We start from the raw sequence: 11,310 nt of genomic DNA on the forward strand, positions 1-11,310 counted from the left end.
AAGGCGTCAGCGTCGTCTGCAACTGGTCGGGCGCGACCACGATGTGGTCGACCAGCACGCCGGGCACGCGCACGTCATGCGGTTTCAGCGTGCCGTTCTCGACGACGCGCTTGACCTGCGCGATGACTATGCCGCCATTGTTGCGGGCGGCAAGCGCCTGTTCCAACCCACCGAGATAGGCGCCCTCATGCTCATAGGTCAGGTTGCCGCGCTCGTCGGCCGTCGTGGCGCGGATAATCGAAACATGCGGCACGATCGAGCGGAAATAGAGCCATTCCTCGCCGTCGAATTGCTCGACGGACACGATCGGTTCGCTGGCGGCGTCGTTCATGGCGCAGCCCTGATGGCGCGGGTCGGCGAAGGTGTCGAGGCCGACCTTGGTCAAAACGCCGGGCCGCTTGGCGGCGGCCTCGCGGTGCATGTCGAACAATATGCCTGACGGCACGTTGTAGGCGGCGACCGAATTGTCGCCGATCATCCGCCAGATCAGAGGCGGTTCCGAAGAGGAGGGACCGGAGGGATAGGATCCACACAGCGTGCGCTTCAACAGGCCGGGCTTGGCGAGATGGTCGATGCCTTTGATGCCGTACATGTCGCCGGCGGCGATCGGGTGCAGCGTCGTGATACCCTTGGGGTGGCCTTCCCCCTCGAAGCGCTCGCCGATCGCGGCAAGCACGGCGTCCGGGCAGCCGAGACCGCTTGACGAGGACACGGACACGACCATGCCGTCCTTGATCATGCCGGCGGCCTGCGCTGCGGAGACGAGCTTGCTCACGCCGCGTCTCCCATTCCTTTATGCCGATCAGGGCCACAGCTTTCCCTGATCACGAGGTTGACCGCGCCGATATGGTCCTCGGCGCGTGTGGTGCGCGACTGGATCATCTTCAACATGACATGGGCGGCGCGCTCGCCAAGGCCTGCTGAATCCACCGCGACGCTGGTCAGCGCCGGCATGTAATGCTGGGCCTCGATCACGTCGTCGAAGCCGACGACGGCGAAATCCGCCCCGGGTTCCAGTCCACGCTTGCGCAGTGCCAGCATGACGCCGAAGGCGACCGCATCGTTGAAGCACAGTGCCGCCGTCGGTGGTTCGGCCGCCGCAAGAGCCGTGTCCAGGCAGGCAATGCCGCCCTTGCGGCTGGTTTCGCCCTCGACGACGATCGTATCGCGTTTGGCGATGCCGAGCGCCTCGCACGCTTCGCGAAAACCGCCGAGACGTTCGTGATAAACCACCAGATCGGACGAGCCGCCGAAGAAAGCCAACCGGCGATGGCCCTTGCCGATCAGATGGGCAGTGGCGAGCCAGGCGCCGCGATGATTGTCGGGCGCGATCACGGGGATGCGGCTTTCAGGCAAGCGGCGCATGGCAAAGACGACCGGAAGGCCCACGGTCTCCAGCCGCCGGAAGGCGCCAGAGGTCGTGCCGCGCGCCGGTGAGACGATGAGGCCGGCGACACCTTGTTCCATCAGTGATTTCAGCACTTCTTCCTGGCGCACCGGATTCTCGGCCGTGTTGGCGATGAAGGGCACGATGCCGGCCGACTGGAAGACGCGTTCCATGCCGACAGCCATCTCGGCAAAGAAGGGGTTGGTGAGATCGTTGATGACCATGCCGATGACATTGGAATGGGCCTTGCGCAGATTGGCGGCGCCGCGGTTGTAGACATAGCCGACATCCTCGATCGCCTTGCGAACCTTGACCGCGGTCTCAGGCCGGATCAACCCGCTGCCCTGAAGCACGAGCGACACTGTCGACTTGGACACACCCGCCTCGCGGGCAATGTCGAGTATCGTCGCCTTGGCCCGGCTGGCCATCCAGATGCATCCTCCCGCTATTTTCTTGACCGAATTTGTTGGAACGTTCTAATCCCTGTGCCAGATTTGAGTCAACCGGGATTTTTCCTGATTTCGAAAAATTGGCGCGCGGCAGCTAAATGCGGCGTCGCTCAAGGCTTTCCGTGCTGCGGTGCAGCATCGGGCATTAGTGCGATCGATAATTGTAAAGGTTCTTGATTTATTGGAACGTTCCATTTATAGCGCCATCAACGGAGAGAGTCATGGATATTACCTTGCCCGGGAAGGGCGGCCGCAGCACCCGCTACCGCTTGGTCGGCCAGCCGGCGCAGCCAGTGATCGGCGCCAGGTTTTCGCGCATCGCCTATGCCGCCGCACATGTCGTCGCCGATCCTCTTGACATGACCGATCCGCGGTCCAGGCCGGCGGTCGACTGGGAGCGCACGATGGCGTTCCGCCATCATCTGTGGCGGCTCGGCTTTAGCATCGCCGAGGCTATGGACACCTCGCAGCGCGGCATGGGTTTCGACTGGGCAAACGCCAGGGAACTGATCCGGCGCTCTATAGCCGAGGCACGGACCGTGCCGGGCGCCGATCTCGCCTCGGGCGCCGGCACCGACCATCTGGCGCCTGGCGCCGCCAGGGATCCCGACGATGTCATCGCGGCCTATGAGGAACAGTTCGGCTTCATCGAGGGCCTGGGCGGCAAGGCGATCATGATGGCCAGCCGCGCGCTGGCGGCCGTGGCCAAAGGTCCCGAAGACTATGTCAACGTCTACGACCGCATCCTTCGGCAAGCCTCCGGCAAGGTCATCCTGCACTGGCTGGGCGACATGTTCGATCCGGCGCTCAGGGGCTATTGGGGCAGCAGCGATTTCGAGGCGGCGCTCGACACTGTCGTGGCCATCATCGAACGCCATGCAGGCAAGGTCGAGGGCATCAAGATATCGCTGCTCGACGCCGACAAGGAAATCGCGCTCAGGAACCGGTTGCCGGAAGGGGTGGTCATGTTCACCGGTGACGACTTCAACTATCCCGAACTGATCGCCGGCGACGGCGAAAGACACTCGCACGCGCTGCTCGGCATTTTCGACGCCATCGCGCCGGTCGCCAATGCAGCGCTGGCGAAGCTCGCCAACGGCGACCGCGCCGGCTATGACGCGCTGATGGCGCCGACAGTGCCTTTGTCGCGCAAGATCTTCGAGGTGCCTACCGAATACTACAAGGCCGGCATCGTCTTCACGGCCTGGCTGAACGGCCACCAGCAGCATTTCTCGATGGTCGGCGGCATGCAATCGGCGCGCGGCATCCGCCACTACGCCGATGTCTTCCGCCTTGCCGATCAGGCGGGATTGCTGGCCAACCCGGAGTTGGCCATCGCCAGAATGAAAAGCCTGTGCGCCGTATCGGGTCTTTGAGCGCCATATTGCATGGTTCCCGGCCGCTGATTTTGCCTTGTTTGGCGATTTGCCTTGTCTGGGTAAATACCTATGCGCTATGCGTCCGACGCAGGTCCAATGGCGTGCCGGCGCCAGATGGTTGCAGCGATCGCATAGGGATATGCCAATGAGTTTCGAACTTCAGGGCAAGCGTGTTTTCGTGGCTGGGCACCGCGGCATGGTCGGCTCTGCCATACTGCGCAGGCTGGCTGACGAGGATTGCGAGGTCCTGACGGCATCCCGCGACGAACTCGATCTTCAGGACCAGGCCGGCGTGCGGCGCTGGATGGCCGACCGCAGGCCGGATGCGGTGGTGATGGCGGCGGCCAAGGTCGGCGGCATCCTGGCAAACAACCGACTGCCGGTCGATTTCCTGCAGGACAATCTGGTCATGCAGACCAATGTCATCGAGAGCGCCTTCCGCAACGATGTGCAGAAATTGCTGTTTCTCGGTTCGTCCTGCATCTATCCGAAATTCGCCGCCCAACCGATCTCCGAGGACGCGCTGCTGACCGGTCCGCTCGAACCCACCAACGAATGGTATGCGATCGCCAAGATCGCCGGGCTGAAACTGTGCCAGGCCTATCGGCGCCAGCATGGCGTCGATTACATCTCGGCGATGCCGACCAATCTCTACGGCCCCGGCGACAATTTCGACCTGTCTACCAGCCATGTCGTGCCGGCCCTGATGCGCAAGGCGCACAAGGCCAGGCGCGCCGGCGACAAGACCCTGGAGGTCTGGGGATCGGGCACGCCGATGCGCGAATTCCTGCATGTCGACGATGCTGCCGGCGCCCTGGTCTGGCTGTTGAAAAATTACAGCGGCGACAGCCATGTCAATGTCGGCTCGGGTGAAGACATCACCATTGCCGAACTGGCCCGCACCATGCTCTCCGTCGTCGGCGCCAATGCCGTACTCACATTCGATTCGACCAAGCCGGACGGCACGCCGCGCAAGCTGATGGACGTGTCGCGCCTTTTTGCCACCGGCTGGCGCCCGCAATATTCGCTTCGCAGCGGCTTGGAACAGACTTATGCGTGGTTTCTCCAGCATATTGAGACAGGCGATCTCCGCCTCGGCGCGGCCTGATCCTCAATCAACGCTGATTGCCGCCACCAGGGATGACGGCTTGGGCGGCCGGCTTCTGGCGATGGCCAATGCAAAGGCGCTCGCCGACAGGCTTGGATATCGCTTCGGGTTCACCTGGAAGGCCATCGGAGACAAGGAGTTTCATGTCATCGACGGCGTCGAGAAGATATTTTCAGCCGATTTCATCGAGAAATATTGGCTGGGCGAGAAAATCAAAAGATCCGATTTTGCCATTCTCGAAAAGACCGCCTTCACACGGTCCAGCCTGGACGCTGCTGCAACAAAACGGAATTTCCGCGGCTGGATCTGCAACGAATTTCGCATTCTGGAAGCCTTTCGAGACGAGGGAGCTGAAACAATCCGAAGATCCGAGACCTTGCGCGGTTTTGGCTTCTCCGCGAATGTGAAACAGGCGCTCGACGCCGCCGACAAGTGCCGCTTTCCCGGTCCGATGGCCGCACTGCATCTTCGCAGCGGCGATATCGTCCGCGGCAAGTACCGCTCAAGTCTGGATTTTGCGGACAAGGTGGTTCCTTCCACCTTGGCCAAGTCGATCGTGTCGGAACTTTCGTCGAAGGGCCTCTCAACCCTGCTGATCGGCGAGGATCGAGCTACGCTCGAATATCTGAGATCCGAAACCGGAGCCTTGCTGACCGATGATTTCGGGGCGAGGGAATTCGAGGATACGACACTCAAGGCATTTTTTGAGATGAGGCTGATGGCGCGATGCCAGAAAATCTATGCCGGGAGCAGTGTCTTTGCGACGGTGGCGTCGGTGATGGGTGATATTCCCTCCATCACGACAACGACATTGTTCGACAGTTCCCGAGCCGCGGAAATCATCCTCGGCGAATTGGAAGGTCATCAGTCGGACTACCATCCGTTTGAGGCTGCCTTCGGCTACCAGGCCGCTTTCCTCAATCTGGAAGACCGGATCAGTTCCGCGCGGGCGAGAGAAATTCTCGAGAAAGCCCACGGGCTCGATCCGGAAAACGATGTCTACGCCCTGAAGATAGCTGCATCCTATTTTCGCGAAAATGACTATCGGTCAGGCGAGGCAATTCTGAAGTCGCTTATGACCAGGGAATTTCTCGTCTCTGCTGAAATGCCTCTGAGGGCCATGCGGGTTCTGACCGTCCGGCTGTGGCGCGGCCATGTCATGTCAAAAGATTTCGAGTCTTTCTTTGCTGCGGCACGGGCGGGCTTTCCCTACGCCGCGGCGTGTTCGGCGCATATTTTGCATCGCGCATCTGGGGAGTTGAAACCCGCGCTGCGGATGATCGCACAATCGTTGAGGACGGAACCGACAAATACATTGTTCAAGAAAATCAGAGGATCCATACGGCCAATCACCTCGCCCAAGTCCGGCCTGTTGCCGAAAGCACGGTCGGGGCTCTGGAAGGCCGGGATCAGGATCTAGGCCCCTCGGGTGCCCCAACTGGCCGGGGAGGTTGTGCTTCGGGACCGGCACGCGCCCGATGGACTCCGCCATTCTCCCGCGATATCTGCCAGATATGCCGAACAGCCCGCCTGAAAGCTGGGAACGACCTCGCAAGACGCTCATCATCGCGAGCACGCCGCGAAGCGGCAGCAACCTTCTTTGCAGCAAGGTTTCCAGTACCGGCGTGCTGGGCAATCCGGGCGAATATTTCCGTCATTGGGATGCCCCCGAGGTGACGACGGCGGATCGCTGCCTGCTGGCGGCCAGCGAGGGCAAAAGCCAAAATGGCGTCGTCGCCTTCAAGCTGTTTCCCGAACATTTCGACAGGCTGCAAAAGGATGTTCGTCTCACGGAATGGTTTCCCGATCCGGTATGGGTCCATCTTGAAAGACGCGACCTGCTCGGCCAGGCGATTTCGCTGGCCAAGGCCATGCAGGACGGGGCGTGGACCAGCGGCGAGAATGCGGTGAGGGACGCCGAATACACGGTGGAGGGGATAGAGGCCGCGCTTGCCAAGATCATTGCCGGCAACGGGCGCTGGTCAGCCTATTTCGCCAGAAGCGGCATCGAACCGTTGCATATCTTCTACGAAGACATCCGCGATGATTTCGACGGCGTCTGCCAGCGCATGGGCAGACTTCTGGATCTTGAAGCTCCCGTGCCTGCGACGACCCAGGTGGATATGCAGCAACAGCGCAACGCGCAAAACGATGATTGGCGGCAGCGGTTTCTCGCCCAGGCCGGCGACCGTAACAACTTCCCGGCGCCGATCAATCCGATGGGAAGCCGCGCACGCAAAAAATCCGGATGGAGGTTCTGGAGAAGATAGACCTGCGGCTTCGTCCAAGCCGAGTGGCAACCAAAACAGACGATGCAATGAAGGCTGGACCGGATGGTGGGCGTGACAGGGATTGAACCTGTGACCCCTGCAATGTCAATGCAGTGCTCTCCCGCTGAGCTACACGCCCATCCGAAGCCGCGCATACACCATTTTTGGTCCATCGCGTCAATAGTGGGAAAAGGGAAAGAATGCGCCGCTTGTCTCTTTGTTTTGACGCAATTCCCTAGGGAAAGCGCTACGCGCTTTTCCCGGGAAAACCGCTTCACACTTTTCCTGGAATTGCTTTCGTCGGCCGAGACGCGCCGAAAAGCGCGTCAGGCTGCCTGCAGCATCTTTTCGACCTCGTTGACGAGGTCGCGCAGGTGGAACGGCTTCGACAGCACCTTGGCGTCTTTCGGCGCCTTGGAATCGGGATTGAGCGCGACGGCCGCGAAACCGGTGATGAACATGACCTTGAGGTCGGGATCGATCTCGGTGGCGCGGCGGGCGAGTTCTATGCCATCCATCTCCGGCATGACGATATCGGTCAACAGCAGCGAGAACGGCTCTTCGCGCAGACGCTCATAGGCGCTGGCGCCATTGTCGAAGTCGCTAACCTGGTAGCCGGCGCGCTCCAATGCCTTGACGAGGAACCGGCGCATGTCGTCGTCGTCTTCCGCCAGTAGAATGCGTGCCATTGTAACCCGTCCGAATCACCCGCCCGAGACTGCCGTGGGGCAAGCCCGTTAACCATCCTGTATATGAGGAGGTGAGGGTAAACATCAAGTGAACGAAGACAGACGCGATCCGCATTTAACAAGGCGGTCCGGCTGCCGAAATGCTGGACATGCGCCCGGCGAGGTGGCACTTTCCAACGATGATGCATTGGTGTTTCCGGGTTCGTTCAAATTGAAAACGGCAGCCGAGGATTTTTCGATCGTTCCACCCTTCGAAGTCCGGTCGGGCGCCGAGCAGCGCGTTCCCTTTCTCTTCAACTCGCCGCATAGCGGGCGCTACTATCCGGACCGGTTCATGGCCATGGTGCGGCTCGACCGTAATGCCATCCGCCGGTCCGAGGATTGCTATGTCGAGGAATTGTTCGGCGGCGCCGTCGCGCTCGGCGCGCCGATGCTGGCGGCAAACTTCCCGCGCGCCTATCTCGACGTCAACCGCGAGCCGTGGGAACTCGATCCGCGCATGTTCGCCGAACCGGTGCCGTCCTTCTGCAACATCCGCTCGGCGCGGGTGGCCGGCGGGCTGGGCACCGTGCCCAAGCTGGTGGGAGAGGGGCTCGACATCTACTCCGGCCGGTTGCCGCTGGCGGAGGCGATCGCGCGCATCGAGGCCGTCTACAAGCCTTATCACACAACGCTGAAACGGCTGTTGACCAGGACCCATGCGCGGTTCGGCTATGCCGTGCTGATAGACTGCCACTCGATGCCGGCAAGCATCCGGGTCGGCGACAACGGGCTGCGGCCGGATTTCATCGTCGGCGACCGTTTCGGCATCTCCGCTTCGGCGGCGTTGACCGAGACGGCGATCGGCCTGCTCATCGGCATGGGCTATACCGTCGCCCACAACAAGCCCTACGCCGGAGGCTTCATCACCGAGCATTATGGCCGCCCCGCGCGCCATCTCCATGCGCTGCAGATCGAGGTCAATCGCGGGCTGTACATGAACGAGCGGACGTTCCAGAAATCCGCCGGCTTTGACGCGCTTGCCGACGATCTGGCGCGTTTCTCAGCCGATCTGATGGCGATGCCGGATCACCATTTCATCGATCTTCCGCTTGCCGCCGAATGACCAGATAAAAGCGCCGGAGTGCCGGTCGGGAAAGACGCTCGGTTCGTTGGACGCCGCCCTGAAAAAAAGACCGCATCGTTCGCACGACACGGTCGAAGTCTAGGGAGGAAACGCCCAAGGAGGGCATGAACAGGAAAACCTGTTCGAGAACAAATCTATTGTGCGCTGCACAAATGTCAAGCTATCTCCCGGGTTTTTAAATCACTCTGATGTGGAAATTGCATTTCGGTGTCGCCTGCGTGACATTGAGGCAACAGTTGTCGACGCGCAAACATCTCTGCACGCCCTTGTCTTGATGGAAAACCGCAGGCAAATGTCAGGTCCAGCATGCTGCAACGCGGGAGAATCAGTTGGACATCAGCATCGATTTCATGCGCCGCATTGCAGAGGCCGCCGCCGCCGAGACCTTGCCGCGCTTCCGCAGTCAAGGTGCTGTTGCCAACAAGGAGGCAGGCAGCTTCGACCCGGTCACCGAGGCTGACCGCGAGGCCGAGCGGGTCATCCGGGCGCTGATATCAGCGGAATATCCAGACCATGGCATTCTCGGTGAGGAGCATGGCAGCGAGAACATATCCAGCAGGCATGTCTGGGTAATCGACCCGATCGACGGCACGCGCGCCTTCATCTCCGGCCTGCCGGTGTGGGGGACGCTGGTCGGGCTGACGGTCGACGGCGACGCCGTTGCCGGCATGATGTCGCAACCCTTCACCGGCGAGCTTTTCTACGCCAATGGTTCGGGCGCCCACTATGAGGGGCCGGGCGGGCCGCGAAGACTGGCGACGCGCAAGACGACTGATCTCGCCGAGGCGACGCTGTTCACCACGACGCCGGCACTGTTCAAGGGCGAGGCGCGCCAGCGTTACGACCGGTTCGAGACAAGGGTTCGGCTCGCCCGCTACGGCACCGACTGCTATGCTTTCGCCATGGTCGCGGCGGGAAGTGTCGACATCGTCGCCGACCCCGGATTGAAACCCTATGATATCGTGGCGCTGATCCCGATCATCGAGAAGGCAGGCGGCGTCGTCACCACCTTCGACGGCGGACCGGCCGAGAAGGGCGGCGACATATTGGCGGCGGCGACCCCGGAACTGCATGCCGCGGCCATGACGGCGCTACGCGGCTAAAGCGCACCGCCATGACGCCTCTCCTGACAGCAAGATGTCGGAGCACTCTGCTATGGAATGGATGTCACCAGAGGGAGGAAGACATGCCAACGCAATCAGCAGCCGGCGGTTCCGGCGATGGCCCGGCAGATGGCCGGACCGACTTCGATTTCTTCTTCGGCCGCTGGGTCGTCAGCCATCGAAGACTGCAAGCGCGGCTTGCGGGTAATACGAATTGGGACGAGTTCGGCGGAACATGCGATGTGCGTCCGATCCTCGGCGGTCTCGGCAATGTCGACGACAATGTCATTGAATTGCCGGCCGGCGCCTATCGCGCCGCCACGGTGCGGACCTTCGATCCGGCGACGGGACAATGGTCGATCTGGTGGATCGACGGCCGTAACCCGCTGACCATCGATGTCCCGATGCGCGGCAGCTTCGAGGCTGAAATCGGCACGTTCCTGTGCGAAGACGTCTTTGACGGCCGCAACGTCCAGGTTCGTTTCCTCTGGTCGCGGATCACCAAAAAATCAGCGCGCTGGGAGCAGGCTTTTTCACAGGATGGCGGCAAGACCTGGGAGACCAACTGGATCATGGATTTCGCCCGTCACGCGTAATGCCAGACAGGGCTGATCACGTTGCGTCGTCGGTTCCAGGGATGAAGGCATCGAAGGCGGCGAGGAACTGCTCGCGGTAGAGGTCGGCCTCCTGCAGGATTTCATGGCGCGCGCCATCGATCATCAGCAAGGAGCCGAGACGCAGACGTCTCGTGTAGGCTTCGACGGCCCTGGTCGAGACGACCTGGTCGGCGCCGGCGGCGATCACCAGCAAGGGAACCTGGATCCTGGCCATGAAGTCCGGATCGCTGATGATTTCGGATGCTTCCGCCGCCGCTTTCAGCCAGCGGATCGTCGGGCCGCCGAGCGCCAGCTGCGGATAGGCTTCGTAGAGAAAGGTGTTGCGCCGATACCGCTCGGGATCCGATGTCACCTTGTTGGTGGCAAAGGGCGCGGTTTCCTTCGGCCGCTGGCCCCAGGCGGCATAGAGCCGGCCAAGGCCGAGGTAACAGAACAGCGTGCAGACGCGGCGAACGGTCGTTATCGATACCGGCAGGTCAGGTACGGTCAGGAACGGCGCGATCAGCACCATGCGCCGCACGCGGTTCACCATCGAGGGCGCGGCAAGCAGCGTGATCACGGCGCCGGCCGAATGCGCCAATATGTAATACGGCCCGCGGCAGTCGGGCAGCACGATCTCCTCGAAGAACTGCTCCAGATCGCTGGTGTAGTCGAAGAAGCTCCTGACATAACCGCGCTGGCGGTCGCCGATCAGCCGGTCGGAATCGCCCTGGCCGCGCCAATCGAGGGTCGCGACGCCGAGGCCGCGTCCGGTAAGATCGCGGATGGTCTCGAAGTATTTCTCGATGCACTCGTTGCGGCCGGTCAGCACGACTACGGTGCCCTTCATCGGGCGGGCGGCTGCGGCAAACAGGCCGTAGCGGATTTTCTTGCCGTCGTGTGCGGTGAAGAAGCCGCCGGCCGCATTTTCCGGTATCGGATTGCCCGGAATTTCGTGGAAGAGGTCCGTCATTCGGCGCTTCGTTGTTTGCTGTCTCGCCCGATCCTGCCGAGACGTCGGCATGGTGATAGACGGCCATGCGCCAAAAGCAAAGGCGTTGCGGGAGACGGAAAGGCAACGAATGAGGCCGGAAGCAGCCTGCGGCGGGCCTCCGGCCTCTGTCGATCCGGGAGGAAGGGACGTTACACCCGGTTCGGCCTCGTCGCGGCGCCTGGCACATTAATCCGGCGCCGCATGTTCTT

At 61.6% G+C, this 11,310-nt stretch carries 11 protein-coding genes and 1 tRNA gene; 7 read left to right on the plus strand and 5 right to left on the minus strand.

Going from position 1 to position 11,310, the window contains the following annotated elements:
- Both MESS2_RS11675 and MESS2_RS11680 read right to left on the minus strand, forming a co-directional pair.
- Positions 1 to 775, minus strand: a 775-nt coding sequence (locus MESS2_RS11675) for a malonate decarboxylase subunit alpha (RefSeq protein WP_040592728.1), incomplete at its 3' end; no start/stop codon positions are given.
- Positions 772 to 1,815, minus strand: coding sequence for a LacI family DNA-binding transcriptional regulator (locus MESS2_RS11680; protein WP_008874432.1), 1,044 nt, complete (start codon positions 1,813 to 1,815; stop codon positions 772 to 774). The genes MESS2_RS11680 and MESS2_RS11675, both read right to left, overlap by 4 nt.
- 242 nt (positions 1,816 to 2,057) lie before the next feature.
- Between MESS2_RS11680 and MESS2_RS11685 the strand changes: the two genes are divergently transcribed.
- The 4 genes from MESS2_RS11685 to MESS2_RS11700 all read left to right on the plus strand — a co-directional run bounded on the left by MESS2_RS11685 (position 2,058) and on the right by MESS2_RS11700 (position 6,593).
- Positions 2,058 to 3,212, plus strand: coding sequence for a dihydrodipicolinate synthase family protein (locus MESS2_RS11685; RefSeq protein WP_008874433.1), 1,155 nt, complete (start codon positions 2,058 to 2,060; stop codon positions 3,210 to 3,212).
- Positions 3,213 to 3,360: 148 nt separating this feature from the next.
- On the plus strand, positions 3,361 to 4,323 hold the full coding sequence (gene fcl, locus MESS2_RS11690) for a GDP-L-fucose synthase (RefSeq protein WP_008874434.1): 963 nt from the start codon (positions 3,361 to 3,363) through the stop codon (positions 4,321 to 4,323).
- The gene (locus MESS2_RS11695; protein ID WP_244439947.1) at positions 4,268 to 5,743 is read left to right on the plus strand and encodes an O-fucosyltransferase family protein; all 1,476 of its coding nucleotides are present in this window, start codon (positions 4,268 to 4,270) and stop codon (positions 5,741 to 5,743) included. Before fcl ends, MESS2_RS11695 begins: the two co-directional genes overlap by 56 nt.
- Before the next feature lie 58 nt (positions 5,744 to 5,801).
- Positions 5,802 to 6,593 (plus strand): Stf0 family sulfotransferase, encoded by a 792-nt coding sequence (locus MESS2_RS11700; protein ID WP_008874437.1) that lies wholly within the window; start codon positions 5,802 to 5,804, stop codon positions 6,591 to 6,593.
- Positions 6,594 to 6,657: 64 nt separating this feature from the next.
- On the opposite strand, the gene MESS2_RS11705 is transcribed toward MESS2_RS11700, so the two are convergent.
- Together MESS2_RS11705 and cpdR are read right to left on the minus strand one after the other, a co-directional pair.
- A tRNA-Val gene (locus MESS2_RS11705) sits at positions 6,658 to 6,732 on the minus strand.
- A 187-nt stretch (positions 6,733 to 6,919) separates the two neighbouring features.
- Complete coding sequence (gene cpdR / locus MESS2_RS11710) at positions 6,920 to 7,282, minus strand: cell cycle two-component system response regulator CpdR (RefSeq protein WP_006199474.1); 363 nt, start codon at positions 7,280 to 7,282, stop codon at positions 6,920 to 6,922.
- A 163-nt stretch (positions 7,283 to 7,445) separates the two neighbouring features.
- Between cpdR and MESS2_RS11715 the strand changes: the two genes are divergently transcribed.
- The 3 genes from MESS2_RS11715 (at position 7,446) to MESS2_RS11725 (ending at position 10,107) form a co-directional block, all read left to right on the plus strand.
- On the plus strand, positions 7,446 to 8,387 hold the full coding sequence (locus MESS2_RS11715; protein WP_040592730.1) for an N-formylglutamate amidohydrolase: 942 nt from the start codon (positions 7,446 to 7,448) through the stop codon (positions 8,385 to 8,387).
- 350 nt (positions 8,388 to 8,737) lie between these two features.
- Positions 8,738 to 9,511, plus strand: a complete 774-nt coding sequence (gene hisN / locus MESS2_RS11720) for a histidinol-phosphatase (RefSeq protein ID WP_008874439.1) — start codon at positions 8,738 to 8,740, stop codon at positions 9,509 to 9,511.
- Between the two features lie 83 nt (positions 9,512 to 9,594).
- On the plus strand, positions 9,595 to 10,107 hold the full coding sequence (locus MESS2_RS11725; protein WP_008874440.1) for a hypothetical protein: 513 nt from the start codon (positions 9,595 to 9,597) through the stop codon (positions 10,105 to 10,107).
- 16 nt (positions 10,108 to 10,123) lie between these two features.
- On the opposite strand, the gene MESS2_RS11730 is transcribed toward MESS2_RS11725, so the two are convergent.
- On the minus strand, positions 10,124 to 11,080 hold the full coding sequence (locus MESS2_RS11730) for an alpha/beta fold hydrolase (RefSeq protein WP_008874441.1): 957 nt from the start codon (positions 11,078 to 11,080) through the stop codon (positions 10,124 to 10,126).
- Positions 11,081 to 11,310 lie beyond the last annotated feature (230 nt).

This window comes from Mesorhizobium metallidurans STM 2683 (assembly GCF_000350085.1).
Lineage (GTDB): Bacteria > Pseudomonadota > Alphaproteobacteria > Rhizobiales > Rhizobiaceae > Mesorhizobium > Mesorhizobium metallidurans.

Coding starts and splice junctions, on each gene's coding strand:
- MESS2_RS11725 (WP_008874440.1), top strand. CDS start 9,595: ATGCCAACGCAATCAGCAGCCGGCGGTTCCGGCGATGGCCCGGCAGAT.
- MESS2_RS11695 (WP_244439947.1), top strand. CDS start 4,268: ATGCGTGGTTTCTCCAGCATATTGAGACAGGCGATCTCCGCCTCGGCG.
- MESS2_RS11685 (WP_008874433.1), top strand. CDS start 2,058: ATGGATATTACCTTGCCCGGGAAGGGCGGCCGCAGCACCCGCTACCGC.
- MESS2_RS11730 (WP_008874441.1), bottom strand. CDS start 11,080: ATGACGGACCTCTTCCACGAAATTCCGGGCAATCCGATACCGGAAAAT.
- MESS2_RS11680 (WP_008874432.1), bottom strand. CDS start 1,815: ATGGCCAGCCGGGCCAAGGCGACGATACTCGACATTGCCCGCGAGGCG.
- cpdR (WP_006199474.1), bottom strand. CDS start 7,282: ATGGCACGCATTCTACTGGCGGAAGACGACGACGACATGCGCCGGTTC.
- fcl (WP_008874434.1), top strand. CDS start 3,361: ATGAGTTTCGAACTTCAGGGCAAGCGTGTTTTCGTGGCTGGGCACCGC.
- MESS2_RS11700 (WP_008874437.1), top strand. CDS start 5,802: ATGGACTCCGCCATTCTCCCGCGATATCTGCCAGATATGCCGAACAGC.